Origin of the sequence: Streptomyces sp. NPDC020747 (genome assembly GCF_044334695.1) — a bacterium.
Lineage (GTDB): Bacteria > Actinomycetota > Actinomycetes > Streptomycetales > Streptomycetaceae > Streptomyces.
In genome coordinates this window covers 207919-226565 of the sequence record NZ_JBIRTJ010000014.1, presented here as the reverse complement: position 1 = coordinate 226565, position 18647 = coordinate 207919, and the positions used below count along the sequence as shown (strand labels likewise).

Sequence of the window (18647 nt, the reverse complement as noted above, 5' to 3'; positions counted from 1 at the left end):
GTTTCGCTGTCCTTGAGGCGCTCTTGACTTGACGATGAAGTGTCATGAGCCTGGCATCTGTTCGCTGCTGTGGCGGACAACTGCAAGGGGGGCTCATGAGACGAAGAGCGAGATCGATCCTCGCTGCCGGCGCGCTCCTGCTCGGCGGAGTGGCCATCGCACCCGTGGCACAGGCAGAACCCGGCGCGACGACCGCCCCGGGCGCGGACGAGGTCAAGGTGTTCCGCGCGGACGTCACGAAGGAACAGGTACCCCTGCTCCTCGCGGCGGGCCAGGACAGTCACGAACTGGGTGAACAGGTCCCGGACAAGGGCACGGCCACGGTCGAGGTCTACCTCACCGGCAAGCAGGCCGACCAGCTGGAGAAGAAGGGCGTCGACCTCGCCGAGCACAAGCTCTCGGCCAAGGCACGCGCGCGCGTGGCCGCCGCGGGGGACGGCGTCTACCGGCCCTACAGCGGCAAGGGCAACCTCCAGGAGGAGATCCTCAGGACCGGGCAGCAGAACCCGTCCCTGACGAAGGTCGTCTCCATCGGCAAGACCCTCCAGGGGCAGGACATCCTGGCCCTCAAGCTCAGCAAGGGCGCCAAGAAGACCAAGGACGGCGCCAAGCCCTCCATGCTGTACATGTCCAACCAGCACGCCCGTGAGTGGATCACGCCGGAGATGACCAGGCGCCTGATGCACTACTACCTGGACAACTACGGCAAGGACCAGCGGGTCACCAAGCTCGTGAACTCCACCGAGCTCTGGTTCGTCCTGTCCGCCAACCCGGACGGCTACGACTGGACGTTCAAGGCCGAGGGCGACCGCCAGTGGCGCAAGAACATGCGCGACATCAACGGCGACGGCGCCTGGACCACCGGCGACGGCGTCGACCTCAACCGCAACTTCTCCTACAAGTGGGGCTACGACGACGAGGGTTCGTCCCCGTTCCCGACCAGCCAGACCTATCGCGGCGCGAGCCCCGGCTCCGAGCCCGAGACCAAGGCGCTGGACGCCTTCGAGAAGCGCGTCGGCTTCGACTACGGCATCAACTACCACTCGGCCGCCGAACTGCTCCTCTACGGAGTCGGCTGGCAGGTGGCGTCGCCGAGCCCGGACGACGTGCTCTACAAGTCGCTCGCCGGAACCCCCGAGAACTCGGCGATCCCCGGCTACCACCCGCAGGTCTCCTCCGAGCTCTACACGACCAACGGCGAGGCCGACGGACACGCGTCCAACGTCAACGGCACGGCGATGTTCACCCCCGAGATGTCGACCTGCCAGACCGCGTCGGACCTCGACCCGAACGACGCCTGGAACGCGGTGGACTGCGAGTCGATCTTCACCTTCCCGGACGACGAGAAGCTGATCCAGCAGGAGTTCGCCAAGAACGTCCCGTTCGCGCTCTCCGTCGCCGAGAGCGCCGCCAGGCCCGACCAGCCGAAGTCCTCGGTCGGCATCGACGCCCCCGACTTCACCCCGGCCCCCTTCACCACGTCGTACTCCCGCGGCGCCGACCAGGAGATCACGGTCGTCGCCCGTAAGTCCGTACGCGACAAGGAGCTCAGGTACCGCGTCAACGGCGGCCGTACGGAGGACATGGCGCTCAAGCCCTGGAAGGGCGGCGAGACCTTCGGCGGCGAGGACAACCTCTACTTCGACGAGTACCGCGCCTTCGTGGCGGACGGCGACCCGGGCGACAAGGTCGAGGTCTGGTTCACCGGCGAGACGAAGAGCGGGAAGCCCACCTCCAGTGGGCGATTCACCTACACGGTGGCCGAACGGCCGCGCGCCGACACGCTGGTGGTCGCCGAGGAGGGTGCCGCCGCAGCGACGCAGGCACAGACCTACGTCGACGCCCTGAAGGCCAACGGCCGCAAGCCCCTCGTCTGGGACGTCGCCACCCAGGGCGTGCCGGACGCGCTCGGCGTCCTCGGCCACTTCAAGAACGTCGTCCACTACACCGGCGCCGACCGCCCCGGTTACGCCACGCAGCTGCAACTGCGCGCCTACCTCAACGAGGGCGGCAAGCTGATCGAGGCGGGCGAGCAGGCGGGCGGCAACGTCGCACTGCCGGGCGCCCTGACGAACGACTTCAGCCAGTACTACCTCGGCGCCTACTCCCGTACGACGACGCCGGGCGTCACGTCCTTCACCGGCTCGGGCAAGCTCGCCGGAGCCACCGGACCGCTCGGCGGCGCACCCGGCAACCCGCTGAACGCGGCGGGCGCGTACAGCGTCACCTCGGACACGCTGCCTGTCGAGACGTACCCGCAGTTCGCGAGCGCGGGAGCGGGAGCGTACCCGGGGACCGTCAACCCCTACGGTCCCTTCGAAGGCACTTCCATGGCGGCCGTCACGCACTCCGACTACGCCTGGAACCGGCTCACCCGCACCATCGACCTCACCGGGGTCACCGCGGCCCAGGCACCCACCCTGCGCACGCAGCTCCTGTGGGACACCGAGGCCGGCTACGACCACGCCGCGCTCGAAGCGCACACGGCCGGGGCCGACGACTGGACCACGCTCCCCGAGAAGGGCGGCGCCACCAGCACCGCGGTTCCCGTGGAGTGCGAGGCCGGGTACTTCATCCAGGCGCACCCCGCCCTCAAGCGCTATCTGACCCCAGGCTCCGCCGGCTGCACCCCGACCGGCACGAGCGGCGCCTGGAACAGCTTCACCGGGGCCTCCGACGGCTGGCAGGAAGTCAACTTCGATCTCTCCGCGTACGCCGGAAAGACGGTGGAGGTGTCGCTGAGCTACATCACCGACCCGGGTTCGGGCGGCCACGGTGTGCTCGCCGACAACGCCTCCGTCGTCATCGGCGGTACGGCCGGACAGACCGACGGCTTCGAGACGTCGCTCGGCGCCTGGAACGTCCCCGGGCCGCCCGCGGGCAGCCCCGCGGTCGTGAACGACTGGGGCCTGTCCGGCGAACTCTTCAAGACGTACGGAGCGGTCACCACGCGTGACACCGTGCTGCTCGGCTTCGGCCTTGAGCACGTCACCGCGGCCGCCGACCGGACGGCCCTGCTCGGCAAGGCCCTGGCGGCTCTGCGCAGCTGACAGGGGCGAACAAGGGCGTCAAGCCCGGGCGGTCCGTACCCCTACTGGTGGGTACGGACCGCCCTGCCGTGTATGGGGCACTCGATGTCACTCCGGGAGCGTCAGGGAGGTAGGGTCGTAGGCGGTCGGGGACATCCCATACAAACTCGCCGGCGTCCAAAGCCGGCGTTCCTAACGAGGAGATCGGTTCGTGACGATCCGCGTAGGCATCAACGGCTTTGGCCGCATCGGTCGTAACTACTTCCGCGCGCTGCTGGAGCAGGGTGCAGACATCGAGATCGTGGCTGTCAACGACCTGGGTGACACCGCGACCACCGCTCACCTGCTGAAGTACGACACCATCCTGGGCCGACTCAAGGCCGAGGTGTCGCACACCGCCGACACGATCACCGTCGACGGCAAGACGATCAAGGTGCTCTCCGAGCGCAACCCCGCCGACATCCCGTGGGGTGACCTGGGCGTCGACATCGTCATCGAGTCGACCGGCATCTTCACCAAGAAGGCCGACGCCGCCAAACACATCACCGGTGGCGCCAAGAAGGTCCTCATCTCGGCTCCGGCCAAGGACGAGGACATCACCATCGTGATGGGCGTCAACCAGGACAAGTACGACGCGGCCAACCACCACGTCATCTCGAACGCCTCCTGCACCACCAACTGTGTGGCGCCGATGGCCAAGGTTCTCGACGAGAACTTCGGCATCGTCAAGGGCCTGATGACGACGGTCCACGCGTACACGAACGACCAGCGGATCCTGGACTTCCCGCACTCGGACCTGCGCCGCGCCCGCGCCGCCGCCGAGAACATCATCCCGACCACGACCGGTGCCGCGAAGGCCACCGCCCTGGTCCTCCCGCAGCTCAAGGGCAAGCTGGACGGCATCGCGATGCGCGTCCCGGTCCCGACCGGCTCGGCCACCGACCTGGTCGTCACGCTGCAGCGCGAGGTCACCAAGGACGAGGTCAACGCCGCGTTCAAGAAGGCCTCCGACGACGGCGACCTCAAGGGCTTCCTGACCTACACCGAGGACCAGATCGTCTCCTCGGACATCGTCGGCGACCCGGCCTCCTGCACCTTCGACTCCTCCCTGACCATGGTCCAGGAGGGCAACACGGTGAAGATCCTCGGCTGGTACGACAACGAGTGGGGCTACTCCAACCGCCTCGTGGACCTCACGGTCTTCGTCGGCGGCCAGCTCTAAGTCCCGGAGCAGGCACTTCGATGTGAGCACAGGGCTCGGGCAGCGCACCGCCGCGCTGACCGAGCCCTGTGCCGCGTGCTGATCGATCAGCCCTCTCGGACCACTTGAGCCTTCTTTAGGAGCCCCTCATGAAGACGATCGACGAACTTCTCGCCGAAGGCGTGGACGGCAAGCGGGTCTTCGTCCGCGCCGACCTGAACGTGCCGCTGGCCGAAGGCCTCATCACCGACGACGGCCGCATCCGCGCCGTCCTGCCCACCGTCAAGGCCCTCGCCGAGGCGGGCGCCAAGGTGGTCGTCGCCTCGCACCTGGGCCGCCCCAAGGGCGCCCCGGACCCCGCCTTCTCGCTGCTCGCCGCCGCCGAACGACTCGGCGAACTGCTGGGCACGCCCGTGGCGTTCGCCCAGGACACCGTCGGCCCCGCCGCGCACGAAGCCGTCAACGGGCTGGAGCCCGGCCAGGTCGCGGTCATCGAGAACCTCCGCTTCAACGCCGGCGAGACGTCCAAGGACGACACCGAGCGCGGCGAGTTCGCCGACCGGCTCGCGGCGCTGGCCGATGTCTACGTGGGCGACGGTTTCGGTGCCGTGCACCGCAAGCACGCCTCCGTCTTCGACCTTCCGGCGCGGCTGCCGCACTACGCCGGCTACCTCATCGCCACCGAGGTCGGTGTCCTGAAGAAGCTCACCGAGGACGTCAAGCGCCCCTACGTGGTCGCGCTCGGCGGCGCCAAGGTGTCCGACAAGCTCGCCGTGATCGACCAGCTGCTCGGCAAGGCCGACCGGCTGCTGATCGGCGGCGGCATGGCGTACACCTTCCTCAAGGCCAAGGGCTACGAGATCGGCAAGTCGCTCCTCCAGGAGGACCAGATCCCGGCGGTCCAGGAGTACATCGAGCGGGCCGAGAAGAACGGCGTCGAGCTGGTCCTCCCCGTCGACGTCGTGGTCGGCCCCGAGTTCCCGGACCTGAAGACCAAGGCTCCGGCCAACCCCACCACCGTCGCCGCGGACGCCGTCCCGGCCGACCGGATGGGCCTGGACATCGGTCCGGAATCCCGCAAGCTGTACGCATCGAAGCTCACCGACGCCGCCACGGTCTTCTGGAACGGTCCGATGGGCGTCTTCGAGCACCCCGACTACGCCGAGGGCACCAAGGCGGTCGCCCAGGCCCTTCTCGACTCCCAGGCCTTCACGGTCGTCGGCGGCGGCGACTCCGCCGCGGCCGTCCGCATCCTGGGCTTCGACGAAAACGCATTCGGCCACATCTCGACCGGCGGCGGCGCCTCCCTCGAATACCTAGAGGGCAAGACGCTCCCCGGCCTCGCCGCACTGGAGGACTGACCCCGTATGACCACTCGTACGCCGCTGATGGCGGGCAACTGGAAGATGAACCTCAACCACCTCGAGGCCATCGCCCACGTCCAGAAGCTCGCCTTCGCCCTGGCCGACAAGGACTACAAGGCCTGTGAGGTCGCGGTCCTGCCGCCCTTCACCGACCTGCGTTCGGTGCAGACCCTGGTCGACGGGGACAAGCTCAAGATCAAGTACGGCGCCCAGGACATCTCGGCGCACGACTCGGGCGCCTACACCGGCGAGATCTCCGGCTCGATGCTGGCCAAGCTCAAGTGCACCTACGTGGCGATCGGCCACTCCGAGCGCCGCCAGTACCACAACGAGACCGACGAGGTCGTGAACACCAAGGTCAAGGCCGCCTACAAGCACGGCCTCACCCCGATCCTGTGCGTCGGCGAGGAGCTGGACGTCCGCGAGGCGGGCAACCACGTCGCTCACACGCTCACTCAGGTCGAGGGCGGTCTCAAGGACCTCCCGGCCGAGCAGGCCGAGACGATCGTGATCGCGTACGAGCCCGTCTGGGCCATCGGCACCGGCAAGGTCTGCGGTTCCGACGACGCGCAGGAGGTCTGCGCGGCGATCCGCGGCAAGCTCGCCGAGCTGTACACGCAGGAACTGGCCGACGCCGTCCGTATCCAGTACGGCGGCTCCGTGAAGTCCGGCAACGTCGCGGAGATCATGGCGAAGCCGGACATCGACGGTGCCCTGGTCGGCGGCGCGTCCCTGGACTCCGAGGAGTTCGTCAAGATCGTCCGCTTCCGCGACCAGTGAGCCGCGTTCCGTAACGAACCGGCGACCTGCGAGTAGGCCGTAGCGGCGTTACGTCGTACCCTTGCGGGGGCCGGGCGGCTTCGTACCCGAAGCACCGGCCCCCGTGGTCCGTCCAAGTCCCAGGAAGTTGGTCCAGCCGTGGTTATGGGGTTCTCGATCGCCCTGATCGTCTTCAGCCTGTTGATGATGATGCTGGTGCTGATGCACAAGGGGAAGGGCGGCGGTCTCTCCGACATGTTCGGTGGCGGCATGCAGTCCTCCGTCGGCGGCTCCTCGGTCGCCGAACGCAACCTCGACCGCATCACCGTGGTGGTCGGTTTGCTGTGGTTCGCGTCCATTGTGGTGCTCGGCCTTCTGATGAAGGTCAACAACTGATCACCGCCGACATCGCAACGGCAGCACAAACGCACATTACGCAAGCACATTCCGCACGTAAGGCCCCATGTACGGTACGCGCCCGCAAGCGCGGCCTATCATGGGGCTTGCGTCTTGCGGCGGGGTGTAACTCCATCTACTAGACGCGCGTTGGGCCTTACGTAGACTGAGGCGCTCGCAGCGAAGCGAAACGCCGACTCGCTTTGCGGCACCATTACGCAGGGAGTTACGACCGTGGCAAGTGGCAACGCGATCCGAGGAAGCCGGGTCGGGGCGGGGCCGATGGGCGAGGCCGAGCGTGGCGAGTCCGCGCCGCGGCTGCGCATCTCCTTCTGGTGCTCGAACGGGCACGAGACGCAGCCCAGCTTCGCCAGCGACGCGCAGGTCCCCGATACGTGGGACTGCCCGCGCTGCGGCTTCCCCGCCGGACAGGACCGGGACAACCCGCCGGACCCGCCGCGCACCGAACCGTACAAGACGCACCTCGCGTACGTACGGGAACGGCGCAGCGACGCGGACGGCGAGGCCATCCTCGCCGAGGCGCTCGCCAAACTGCGGGGCGAGATCTAGAAGTCGAGGTCCGGCCGGACACCCACGGGTGTCCGGCCGGACTCGTTCGGGACGCGCACCGGGACTGTGCCCGTGCCTTCTCCTCTGCCGCGCTGATACGCGTGCTCAAGCCGGACGTATCTGTTGTTGAGCCGGACGACGGCGGGACGACAGCTCACGTCCCGCCCTGATCAATTAGGTTGGGACCGGCAGCGGGGCAAGGTACGCGGCACAGGCAGGAAAGAGGCGGAAGTCCCACATGAACGCAGACAGCCGTACCAGGCTCGACCAGACACCCGAGTGGACCGCTCTGGCCGGGCACCGGAAGGAACTCGGCGAGGCACAGCTCCGTGAGCTGTTCGCCCACAACCCCGGACGCGGCACCGGATACACGCTTCAGGTCGGCGATCTGCACGTCGACTACTCCAAGCACCTCGTCACCGACGAGACGCTGCGGCTGCTGCGCGCACTGGCCGCCGCCACGGACGTGTTCGGGCTGCGGGACGCCATGTTCCGCGGCGAGAAGATCAACACGACCGAGGACCGCGCGGTCCTGCACACCGCGCTGCGCGCCCCGCGCGGCGCGGTCGTCGAGGTCGACGGCGAGAACGTCGTACCGGCCGTGCACGCCGTCCTCGACAAGATGGCCGGCTTCGCCGAGCGTGTCCGTTCGGGCGAGTGGACCGGGCACACCGGCAGCCGCATCAAGAACGTCGTGAACATCGGCATCGGCGGCTCCGACCTCGGCCCGGCGATGGCGTACGAGGTGCTGCGGTCCTTCACCGACCGGGGTCTCACGGTCCGCTTCGTGTCCAACGTGGACGGGGCCGACCTGCACGAGGCGGTACGGGACCTGGACCCGGCCGAGACGCTGTTCGTCATCGCCTCGAAGACCTTCACCACCATCGAGACGATCACCAACGCGACCTCCGCCCGGAACTGGCTCCTCACCGAGCTGAAGGCCGGTCAGGAAGCCGTCGCCAAGCACTTCGTGGCGCTGTCGACCAACGCCGAGAAGGTCTCGGACTTCGGTATCGACACGGCCAACATGTTCGAGTTCTGGGACTGGGTCGGCGGCCGCTACTCGTTCGACTCGGCGATCGGTCTGTCGCTGATGATCGCGATCGGCCCGGACCGCTTCCGGGAGATGCTCGACGGCTTCCACCTCGTCGACGAGCACTTCAGGACCGCGCCCGCCGAGTCCAACGTCCCGTTGCTGCTCGGCCTGTTGGGTGTCTGGTACGGCAACTTCCATGACGCCCAGTCGCACGCGGTGCTGCCGTACTCGCACTACCTGTCCAAGTTCACGGCGTACCTGCAGCAGCTCGACATGGAGTCCAACGGCAAGTCCGTGGACCGCGACGGGCGGCCGGTGGACTGGGAGACGGGCCCCGTCGTGTGGGGCACTCCGGGCACCAACGGACAGCACGCGTACTACCAGCTCATCCACCAGGGCACGAAGCTGATCCCGGCGGACTTCATCGGCTTCGCCGAGCCGGTCGCCGATCTGCTGCCGGGTCTGGTCGCCCAGCACGACCTGCTGATGGCGAACTTCTTCGCGCAGACGCAGGCGCTGGCCTTCGGCAAGACGCCGGACGAGGTGCGGGCGGAGGGCGTGTCCGAGGAACTGGTGCCGCACAAGACGTTCAAGGGCAACCACCCGACGACGACCATCCTCTCGCGCGAGCTCACCCCGTCGGTGCTCGGCCAGCTGATCGCCCTCTACGAGCACAAGGTGTTCGTGCAGGGCGCGATCTGGAACATCGACTCCTTCGACCAGTGGGGCGTCGAGCTCGGCAAGGTCCTCGCCAAGCGCGTGGAGCCCGCGCTGACGGAGGGTGCGGACGTGCCGGGCCTCGACGAGTCCACCACCGCGCTCGTGGCCAGGTACCGGGAACTGCGGGGCCGGAAGTAGTCGTGGAGTAGTCGTGTGGGTCGGGAGGCGGACGGTGAACTGACCGTCCGCCTCCCTTAGAATTTCGGGCGATCATGACGTCGAGGGCTCGGGGGAGCTGAACATGGCTGGTTCGCGCGGAAGATGGCTCAGCCGCAACCTGTCGATGGCGTCGATTCTGCAGCCCAAGGCCGTGGCCCAGGCGGTGTTCCACCCGGCGTGGATCCCGCCGGCGGTCGATCCGTCGGTGGAGCGCCTCAAGCGTGTACGTGTCGTTGCCGGAGCCGTGGCGGCGTTCGGTGTGTACACGTTCGTGGAGGGCAAGTTCGACTTCAACGAGGTACTTGAGAACATCGTGGTGGCGGCCCTCGTGCTGCTGTTCATCACCCCGCTGACCGTGGGCGTGATGCTCTTCGTCTGGCGGCGCACCGGCCGGATCCGCGAGCTGCGCGGCTCCCTGTTCAACTCGCTCAAGCTGCTGCTGCTCTTCATCGTCATGGTCGTCGGGACGGTGCTGCTGTGGCAGCTGTCGATCCAGCTCGGCACCATCTGGACGGTGGTGCTCGGCCTGCCGGCGATGTGGATCACCGGCATGCTGATGTACGGGGCCGTGCAGCTGTCCGGGAACTTCTTCGGTTCCGCCGCCGTGCACCGCGCCCTGCCGGCACTGCTCGCCACCGTGACGACCTGGCTGATGGCCCTTCCGGACCTGGTCACCGGTGATCTGCACGGGCTCAGCTTCAAGCTGGGGGTCGTCTTCATCCTGGGCGCCCCGCTGACGGTCACGGGCATCGCCGCCCTGGAGCTGCACCGGCTGCGACGCCACCACGGCATCCGGCTCACCGCGCATCCGTCGACGCTCCCGCCGCCGCGGCCGTACGCGCCGAACAACGGGTACGTGCCGCCCCAGGGCAACATGTACCCGCCGCCGGGCCAGCCGTACGCGCCGCCCGGTCAGCCGTACATGCCTCCGGGCCAGCCGTATCCGCCGGGCAACGGCGTGCCGTACCCGCCGCATGTCCAGGGCAACCCGTACGGACCGCCGCAGCCGCCCTACCGGACCTGACCGACCAGGCCCCGGCCCGGCGGCTCAGGCCACCGCGCTCAGCGTGTCCGCGAGCCGGCGGCGGGCCGACCTGGCCGCGGGCAGGGCGGCCAGTGCGGCGGCGCCGAGTACGGCGGCCGTGCCGAGGAGGAGCAGGAGTCCGGGGGAGGGCCCCCGGGCGATCCCGGCGCCGATGCCGCTCGACCTGCCCTGTGCGTCGATCAGCCAGTGGGCGAGCGGCACCCCCAGTGCCGCGGCGACGAGGACCGCGCCCAGTGCCGTACACGCCGTGGCGGTCACCGTGATCGCGGTGATCTGCCGCGGGGTCAGCCCGATGGCCTTCAGCGCGAGGAGGTCCCGCTCGCCCTCGCGCACCGTGCCGCCGATCGCCGTGAGCAGCTCGATGAGGCCGATCAGGGCAAGCACGGCGATCAGTCCCACGACGACCCCGCGCAGCGGTGAGAGCCCGTCGGCCGGGTTCGGCACGGCGTGCACGCTGACGTCTCCGTGCGCGGCCTCGGTCAGCTCCGCCGCAACCCGCTGCGGGTCTGCGCCGGGGCGTAGCTGGAGCTGGTAGAGGGCAGGACCGAGCCCCGGGTCGTTCTCCCGGAGGGTGTCGAGCGAGGTGGAGATGACCCGGCCGCCGTTCTCCGGCTCGATGCTGCGCCCGACGATGTGCAGGATCTGCGGCCGCGCGCCCACCGTCATCCGCACCCAGTCCCCGACGCGCACGTCCAGCAGATCGAGCAGGCCCTGACCGGCCACCGCCTCGTCGGGGCCGCGCGCGGGGCGTCCCTCGGCCAGCGAGAACGGGTACGGATCCTCGTGCGTGCCGAGCCCGCGCAGGGCGATCGTGCCCGTCTGGCCGGGGACCAGGGCGGCCACCTCGACGCCCGGGTGGACGGCGTCGACCTGCGGGTTCCGGGCCAGCAGGGCGCGTACGTCCGGATCGGTCAGGGCCTCGTCGGCCCGTACGGTGAGCGCGGCCGCGAGGCCGATCTGGTCGGGCCTGGTCTGGAAGCGGTCGATGGTCGTCCAGGCGCTCATGGCCACGACGATCAGGAGCAGCGGCAGCGCCAGCCGGGCCAGTGTGGCCAGCGAGCGGGGGCGGCGCGAGAACGCCTTGTGCCAGCCCAGGACCAGCGCGGACGGCAGTCGCAGCCCGAGCGCCCCGCGCGCCAGGCCCGACAGCCGGCCGCCCAGCGGTGCCGCGCCCCGCAGCCCCGGCACCGGAGGAACCTGCCCGGCCCGCCAGGCCGCGAGCCCGGTCGTCGCGGCGATGAACAGCACCGCGGCCACGGGCACGGCGAGCAGTGCCGCCGTGTGCCCCGGAAGCCCCTGCCACACACCGACCGCGTCCCCGAGACGTCCCGGGACCCGGCTGCCCAGGGCCTGGATGACGACGGTGGCGAGCACGGCGCCGAGAAGCGCGAACGCCACATGCTGGAGCAGGAAGATCCGCACCACCTGGCCCGGGGTGAAGCCGATCGCCTTCAGGACCGAGATGTCCCGCAGATGGCCGCGGATACGGGTGCCGATCGCCCCGTGCACGGCGAGCGCGGCGGCGACCAGGGCGCCGAGACCGAACAGCCCGAGAACCTGGCCCAGCAGCCGGTTGCCGCCCTGGGCCTCCGACCGCGCCTGCTGCCAGTGCGAGACGTCGGTGACCGCTCCGGCGCCGAGCAGGGTGACGGCCCGCTGGACGGCGTAGTCCGTGTCGCCGGGATCGGTCAGCCGCAGGCCGGTCACCTGGCCGCCGCCCCCGTCGGTGTGCCGCACGGCGGCCGGGAGGGCCCACACGAGGCCCGACCGCTCCCCGGGGCTGTAGCGGGGTTCGGCGCTGTCGGCGACGCCGAGGACGGTCAGGGTCCGTGCCGTGCCGGGCACCGTGAGCGTGTCCCCGGGCTCGGCCCACAGCGCCCGGGCGAGGCTGCTCTCCAGCACCACACCGTCCGGCGCGGCGGGGTCGAGCCAGCGGCCGGAGGCGAGCAGCGGACGGCCGGTCGAGGGCCGGCCGACGATGCCGCGCAGCTCGACGGAGGCACGGGTACCGCGCGACTCCACGGTGGCCGCGGCGGTGGGGTACGGGCCCGCGACGGACGTGACGCCGTCCAGCTCGGCGAGTTCGCGCGCGTCGGCCGACGGGCCGGTGTGGATCCACACGTGCGCGCCCTGCGACTGGGTGAAGACCCGCTGCCAGGGGTTGGTCGCGTACCCGAAGAGTGCCGTGGCCAGCAGCAGCGAGGCGACGATCCCGGCGGTGGCGAGCACGATGAACAGCGCCTCGCCGCGATGCGTGCGCAGATCGGCGTGCGCCCAGCGCAGGGTGGCCCGCACGGCGGCTCAGCCCCTCGGCTCGCGCACGAAGGGCCGGTTCCGCGGTCCGTGCACGGCGGAGACGTCCTGACAGACGGTCTTCGGCAGAGGTTCGCGCACGCCGCTCAGTCCCTCAGTTCCAGCACGCCGGATATCCCCGTGCCGCGCGCGGGCGCGGTGTCCAGCTCCGCGTCGTCGGCGATACGGCCGTCGAAGAAGCTGATCACCCGGTCCGCGGCGCTCGCGAGCCGTGCGTCATGGGTGACCAGCACGATGGTCTGGCCGCGCTGGTGGAAGCGGGACAACAGCCGGGTCACCTCGCGGGTGCCCTTGCTGTCGAGGCTGCCCGCGGGCTCGTCGGCCAGCAGCAGGGGCGGGTGGTTGACCAGGGCGCGGGCCAGCGCGACCCGCTGCTGCTCGCCGCCGGACAGCTCGCCCGGCATGCTGCGCTCCTTGCCCTCCAGGCCCAGCTCGGCGAGGAGCCCCTCGCGCTCGGCGCGCGCCTGCTTGGGGGAGAGGCCGGCGAGCAGGGCGGGCAGCTCGACGTTGTCGGCGACCGACAGGTTCGAGACCAGGTTGAAGAACTGGAAGACGATGCCGATACGACGCCTCCGCTCGACCGCCCAGCGGGCCTCGCCGTACGCGTCCGTGCACGCGCCGTCCAGCCAGAGGCTGCCGGAGTCCGGTCGCTGGAGCCCGCCGAGCAGATGCAGCAGCGTCGACTTCCCGGCGCCCGAGGGACCCGTGACGGCGACGAACTCACCCTGCCGTACGGCGAGATCCACGCCCCGCACGGCATGCGCGGGGGCGCCCTCGCCGTAGTGGGCCTTGACCAGGCCCTCGGCGCGCAGCAGCGGAGCGCCCTCGGCGCGCGACGAAGGAGCGGTGCGGCTCACTCCAGCTCCTCCAATTCCTCCTGGCAGCGTTCCAGCCAGTCGAGGTCGGCCTGCAGATGCAGCATGGCGCCCTCTATGAGCAGCTGGGAGACGCGGTTGTCCCGGCTCTCGGTCGCGGCGAGTTTCGACAGACCGCGCATGGTGTTCAGGTACTCGCGCCGCTGCTTGTTGATCAGGGTGATCTGGTCGGCGAGTCCGGTCTGTGGCGCGAGCGCGAGCTTCATGAAGAACTCGTCCCGCACGCGCGGCTCGTCCGCCGTCTCCTCGTACCAGGCGCGCAGCGCCTCACGCCCGGCGTCGGTGAGGTGGTAGATCTTCTTGTTGGGCCGGCTCGACTGCTCGACTTCCTCGCCCTCGATCAGTCCCGACTTCTCGAGGCGGCCGAGCGTCACATAGATCTGGCCGACGTTCGGCTGAGGGTACGCGGCGCCCAGCAGTTGCTCAAGGTCCTGCTTGAGCTCGTAGCCGTGCGCCGGGCCGCGCGCCAGCAGGGCCAGGAGGGGCAGCCGCACCAGTGCTCTCCTCCGCCTTTTCTCTCGGTTCGCCTTCGGGGCGCTCCAGCCGGTGTTGAGGGGCCGATGTGCCGCAGGCCCTAGTATCGCCCATACCTAACAGGTATACATGGCCTCTGACTCCGGGCGAAGGTGCCCGGCAGCCGGTGTACCAAGGAGGAACCTATGCGGTGGATACGTGCCGCGGGTAGGGGACTCCTGGTCGCGGCGGTGGTTCTGACCGGTTACGTCGCCTCGGGCGCGCAGGCCGACGGAGCGCGCGGTGGCGGCCGGGGCCCGCTCACGCTGGCCACCGCGGGGGACCTCACCAGCTATCTGGGGCCGCTGCTCGACGGCTGGAACCGTACCCACCCCGGCGAGAAGGTCACCCTCGTCGAACTCCCGGACTCCGCCGACGAGACCCACGCGCAGATGACCACCGACCTGCGCGGCGGCGGCCCGAGCCGCTTCGACGTCCTCAACATCGACGTCGCCTGGACCTCGGAGTTCGCCGCCGCCGGCTGGATCTCCCCGCTGTCCCGGGACCGCTTCCCGCTCGACGGCTTCCTGCCGCAGGTCGAGGACACGGCGACGTACGACGGACAGCTGTACGCGGTCCCGTACGTCACCAACGCGGGACTGCTCCTCTACCGCAGGGACATCCTCGACAAGGAGGGCGTCGAGCCGCCGCGCACCTGGGCCGAGCTGGAGAAACAGGCGAAGGCCATCGCGCCGGAGTACGGGCTCGACGGCTACGCGGGCCAGTTCCTGCCCTACGAGGGGCTCACGGTGAACGCCGCCGAGGCGGTCTACTCGGCGGGCGGCACGATCCTCGGCGACGAGGGCGAGCGCGTCACCGTCGACTCGGCGGCGGCCCGCGAGGGCATCGGCTTCCTCTCCCGCGGCGTTCGGGACGGCTGGATCCCGAAGAAGGCGCTCACGTACAAGGAGGAGGAGTCCAAACAGGCCTTCCAGGACGGCCGTCTCCTCTTCCTGCGTAACTGGCCGTACGCATACGTCGGCGCCTCCGCCGAGGGCTCGGCGGTCGCCGGGAAGGTCGGCGCGGTGCCGCTGCCAGGGCCCGGCGGGCCGGGGGCGAGTGTGCTCGGCGGCTCGAACCTCGCGGTCAGCGCACATGCCCGCCACCCCGACTCCGCCGCGCGCCTCATCGCGTACCTGACGAGCGAGCGGGTGCAGCGGCAGGTTCTCACCGAGGGCGCGCTGCCGCCCGTGCGGGCCGCGCTCTACCGGGACCCGGAGCTGATCCGGCGGTTCCCGTACCTGCCGACGCTCCGCGCGAGCGTCGAGGCGGCGGCGCCGCGTCCCAAGAGCCCGCGCTACGACCAGGTCAGCCTGGCCGTGCAGGCCGTGGTGCACGACGCGATGACCGGGCGCCAGACGCCCGAGGCCGCGGTGCGACGTCTCGCACGCGAGCTGGCGGACATCTCCCGCCGGGGCTGAGCCCTCTTTCCGGCGTTCCGATGCGCGTGCGACCGATCCTAGTTACTTGTTAGGTAACGCGCCTGTCTCGTCTTCGGCTCTGCGGATAGAAATATCCTCCTATAAAACCCCAACTTCTGAGGACTCTCCGCCCGTTCGTTGACACCTGCGCGACATCGCTACTTAACATGCATGCATAACCGGAGGCACGCACAGACAGGTCAACGGGTGACGATCGACATGCAGCACTGGTGGCGCGACGCAGTGATCTACCAGGTCTACGTCCGGAGCTTTCTGGACAGCACCGGCGACGGCATCGGCGATCTCGCCGGGGTCAGGGCCGGACTGCCGTATCTGAAGAAGCTGGGCGTCGACGGCGTCTGGCTGAGCCCCTTCTACCCCTCGCCGCAGCACGACCACGGCTACGACGTGGCCGACTACTGCGACGTCGACCCGGTCTTCGGCGACCTCGGCGAGTTCGACCTGCTGATGACGGACGCCCGGCGGCTCGGCATCAAGGTGCTCCTGGACATCGTCCCGAACCACTGCTCGCAGGATCACCCGTGGTTCCGTGAGGCACTGGCCGCGGCACCGGGCAGCGAGGCCCGCGCCCGCTTCCACTTCGCCGACGGCCGGGGCCCGGACGGCTCGCAGCCGCCCAACAACTGGCACTCCATGTTCGGCGGCCCCGCCTGGAGCCGGGTCACCGAACAGGACGGCACCCCGGGCCAGTGGTACCTGCACATGTTCACGCCCGAGCAGCCCGACCTGAACTGGCGCAACCCCGAGGTCGGCGCCCACTTCGACCACGCCCTGCGCTTCTGGCTCGACCGGGGCGTCGACGGCTTCCGCATCGACGTCGCCGCCGGCCTCTACAAGCACCCCGAACTGCCGGACTCGCCCGACCCCGAGGCCGACGCCCGCACCCGCGACTCGGTCAACCCGCTCGCCTGGAACCAGCCCGAGGTGCACGACGTCTGGCGGCACTGGCGGTCGGTGTGCGAGGAGTACACCGCCCGGGACGGCCAGGAGCGGCTGCTCGTCGGCGAGGTCTCCGTGCCGACCGCCCGCGAACACGCCCTGTACGTACGCCACGACGAGCTGCACCAGGCCTTCTTCTTCGACCTGCTGAGCGCGCCCTGGAACGCGGACGCCTTCCGCAAGGTCATCTCCCACGCCATGCAGGACATCGCGGGCACCGGCTCGACGGTCACCTGGGTCCTCAACAACCACGACCAGGTCCGCACGGTCACCCGCTACGGCGAACTGGGCACCGAGGGCAGCGGTCTGGGCGCCGCCCGCGCCCGCGCCGCCGCGCTGCTGATGCTGGCGCTGCCCGGAGCCGCGTACATCTACCAGGGCGAGGAGCTCGGGCTGCCCGAGGTCGTCGATCTGCCGGACGACGTGCTCACCGACCCGATCTTCCGCCGCACCGGCAGCCGCGCCCGGATCCGCGACGGCTGCCGGGTGCCGCTGCCGTGGTCGGGGCACGCCTCGCCGTTCGGCTTCACCTCCGGCGCCGCGAGCGCCAAGCCGTGGCTGCCGCAGCCCGCGTACTTCGCCGAGTACGCCACCGACCGCGCCCTCGCCGACACCCACTCCTTCTGGCACCTCTACCGCGACGGACTCCAACTGCGGGCCGGACTGCCCCAGTTGGGCGAGGGCGCACTGCGCTGGCTGGACACCCAGCCCGGCGTCCTCGCCTTCGTCCGCGGCGACGGCCTGGTGTGCGCGGTCAACTTCGGTACGGCTCCGACGCCCGCGCCGGTCTCCGGCACCCCCCTGCTGTCCAGCGGCCCCTGCGCGCCCGGCGTCCTGCCCGGCTCGACGGCCGCCTGGTGGATCAGCGACTGCACCAACCCCTGAGCCGCCGACTCCCGCACCACCCAGCTCGGCTGACTGCCCGTCAATTCCCCTGCCCCAGAAGGAACATCAACGATGATGCGACGACGTACGCCCCTGCTCGCGAGCTGCATAGCCCTCGCACTCTCCCTCGGTGCCACCGCCTGCGGAGGCGGTCCCGTCTCCGCGGGCGGTGGCGACAAGCCGCTCAGCGGCCAGACGATCAACGTGGCCGGTGTCTGGTCCGGCAGCGAGCAGAAGAACTTCCAGAAGGTCCTGGACGCGTTCACCGAGAAGACCGGCGCCAAGACCCAGTTCACCTCCACCGGGGACAACGTCTCCACGGTCGTCGGCAGCAAGATCGAAGGCGGCAACGCCCCCGACGTGGTGATGGTCCCGCAGGTCGGCGTGCTCCAGCAGTTCGCGAAGGAGGGCTGGCTCAAGCCGCTCTCCAAGACGGCCCAGAAGTCCGTCGGCAGCAACTACGCGAGCGTGTGGAAGAACTACGGCAGTGTCGACGGCACCCTGTACGGCCTGTACTTCAAGGCCGCCCACAAGTCGACCGTCTGGTACAGCCCCGACGCCCTCGACGAGGCGGGCGTCAAGACGCCGACGACGTACGACGCGATGCTGAAGGCCGGGCGGACCGTCTCGGAGTCGGGCCTCGCGGCCTTCTCCGTCGCCGGACAGGACGGCTGGACGCTCACCGACTGGTTCGAGAACGTCTACCTCTCGCAGGCAGGCCCCGAGAAGTACGACGCCCTGGCCGCCCACAGGATCAAGTGGACCGACCCGACCGTGGTCGAGGCCCTCACCACCCTCGGCAGGCTCTTCAAGGACAAGGAGCTGATAGCCGGCGGCCAGAAGGGCGCGCTCAACACCGACTTCCCCGGCTCGGTCGAGAAGGTCTTCGGGCCCGAGCCCGCGGCGGGCATGGTCTACGAGGGCGACTTCGTGGCCGGTGTCGCCAAGGACCAGTTCGGCAGGAAGATCGGTGAGGACGCGGACTTCTTCCCCTTCCCCGCGGTCGGTGACGGCCGGGCACCCGTGGTCAGCGGCGGCGACGCGGCCGTCGTCCTCAAGGACGGCAAGAACCAGAAGGCCGCCATGGAGTTCCTGGAGTACCTCGCGACCCCCGAGGCCTCCGCCGTGTGGGCCGAGGCCGGCGGCTTCCTCTCCCCGAACAAGAAGCTCGACCTCGCCTCCTACGGCGACGACGTCACCCGCGAGACCGCCAAGTCCCTGGTGGACGCCGGGGATTCGGTCCGCTTCGACATGTCGGACCAGGCCCCGGCCGCGTTCGGCGGCACCAAGGGCGCCGGCGAGTGGAAGCTCCTCCAGGACTTCCTGCGCGACCCGTCCGACCCGAAGGGGACCGCTGCCGCGCTGGAGCAGGCGGCGGCCAAGGCGTACAAGGGCTGATCG

The 18647-nt window shown here is 69.9% G+C and carries 14 protein-coding genes; 11 read left to right on the top strand and 3 right to left on the bottom strand.

Translation table 11 applies throughout. The annotated features are described in order from the left end of the window. Positions 1 to 95 precede the first annotated feature (95 nt). The 8 genes from ACH4YP_RS33430 (at position 96) to ACH4YP_RS33395 (ending at position 10258) form a co-directional block, all read left to right on the top strand. Positions 96 to 3050 carry a M14 family zinc carboxypeptidase gene (locus ACH4YP_RS33430; protein ID WP_398494525.1) on the top strand — a complete coding sequence of 985 codons (2955 nt, stop codon included), beginning with the start codon at positions 96 to 98 and terminating at the stop codon, positions 3048 to 3050. A gap of 190 nt (positions 3051 to 3240) precedes the next feature. Continuing rightward, complete coding sequence (gene gap, locus ACH4YP_RS33425) at positions 3241 to 4251, top strand: type I glyceraldehyde-3-phosphate dehydrogenase (RefSeq protein WP_361052739.1); 1011 nt, start codon at positions 3241 to 3243, stop codon at positions 4249 to 4251. A gap of 128 nt (positions 4252 to 4379) precedes the next feature. Beyond that, positions 4380 to 5591, top strand: a complete 1212-nt coding sequence (locus ACH4YP_RS33420) for a phosphoglycerate kinase (RefSeq protein WP_398494522.1) — start codon at positions 4380 to 4382, stop codon at positions 5589 to 5591. 6 nt (positions 5592 to 5597) lie between these two features. Continuing rightward, the gene (gene tpiA / locus ACH4YP_RS33415; RefSeq protein ID WP_398494521.1) at positions 5598 to 6374 is read left to right on the top strand and encodes a triose-phosphate isomerase; all 777 of its coding nucleotides are present in this window, start codon (positions 5598 to 5600) and stop codon (positions 6372 to 6374) included. Positions 6375 to 6518: 144 nt separating this feature from the next. Continuing rightward, complete coding sequence (gene secG, locus ACH4YP_RS33410; protein ID WP_361070715.1) at positions 6519 to 6749, top strand: preprotein translocase subunit SecG; 231 nt, start codon at positions 6519 to 6521, stop codon at positions 6747 to 6749. A 234-nt stretch (positions 6750 to 6983) separates the two neighbouring features. Next, complete coding sequence (locus ACH4YP_RS33405; protein ID WP_003957010.1) at positions 6984 to 7319, top strand: RNA polymerase-binding protein RbpA; 336 nt, start codon at positions 6984 to 6986, stop codon at positions 7317 to 7319. Positions 7320 to 7557: 238 nt separating this feature from the next. After that, positions 7558 to 9213 (top strand): glucose-6-phosphate isomerase, encoded by a 1656-nt coding sequence (gene pgi / locus ACH4YP_RS33400; RefSeq protein ID WP_398494519.1) that lies wholly within the window; start codon positions 7558 to 7560, stop codon positions 9211 to 9213. A 103-nt stretch (positions 9214 to 9316) separates the two neighbouring features. Beyond that, on the top strand, positions 9317 to 10258 hold the full coding sequence (locus ACH4YP_RS33395) for a DUF3824 domain-containing protein (protein WP_398494517.1): 942 nt from the start codon (positions 9317 to 9319) through the stop codon (positions 10256 to 10258). A 24-nt stretch (positions 10259 to 10282) separates the two neighbouring features. Here ACH4YP_RS33395 and ACH4YP_RS33390 read toward each other — a convergent pair whose 3' ends face one another. The 3 genes from ACH4YP_RS33390 to ACH4YP_RS33380 form a co-directional block, all read right to left on the bottom strand. Then, positions 10283 to 12574, bottom strand: coding sequence for an ABC transporter permease (locus ACH4YP_RS33390; RefSeq protein WP_398494515.1), 2292 nt, complete (start codon positions 12572 to 12574; stop codon positions 10283 to 10285). Positions 12575 to 12678: 104 nt separating this feature from the next. Next, positions 12679 to 13449 carry an ABC transporter ATP-binding protein gene (locus ACH4YP_RS33385; RefSeq protein ID WP_398494513.1) on the bottom strand — a complete coding sequence of 257 codons (771 nt, stop codon included), beginning with the start codon at positions 13447 to 13449 and terminating at the stop codon, positions 12679 to 12681. After that, positions 13446 to 13961, bottom strand: coding sequence for a PadR family transcriptional regulator (locus ACH4YP_RS33380; protein WP_361070730.1), 516 nt, complete (start codon positions 13959 to 13961; stop codon positions 13446 to 13448). Before ACH4YP_RS33380 ends, ACH4YP_RS33385 begins: the two co-directional genes overlap by 4 nt. A 165-nt stretch (positions 13962 to 14126) precedes the next feature. Between ACH4YP_RS33380 and ACH4YP_RS33375 the strand changes: the two genes are divergently transcribed. From ACH4YP_RS33375 to ACH4YP_RS33365, 3 genes are all read left to right on the top strand, one after another. After that, a complete protein-coding gene (locus ACH4YP_RS33375) occupies positions 14127 to 15401 on the top strand; it encodes an ABC transporter substrate-binding protein (RefSeq protein ID WP_398494511.1) in 1275 nt (424 codons plus the stop codon). Positions 15402 to 15572: 171 nt separating this feature from the next. After that, positions 15573 to 17246 carry a glycoside hydrolase family 13 protein gene (locus tag ACH4YP_RS33370; protein ID WP_361070736.1) on the top strand — a complete coding sequence of 558 codons (1674 nt, stop codon included), beginning with the start codon at positions 15573 to 15575 and terminating at the stop codon, positions 17244 to 17246. A gap of 72 nt (positions 17247 to 17318) precedes the next feature. Further along, positions 17319 to 18644: an ABC transporter substrate-binding protein gene (locus ACH4YP_RS33365; RefSeq protein ID WP_398494509.1), complete on the top strand. Its 1326-nt coding sequence runs from the start codon at positions 17319 to 17321 to the stop codon at positions 18642 to 18644. Positions 18645 to 18647 lie beyond the last annotated feature (3 nt).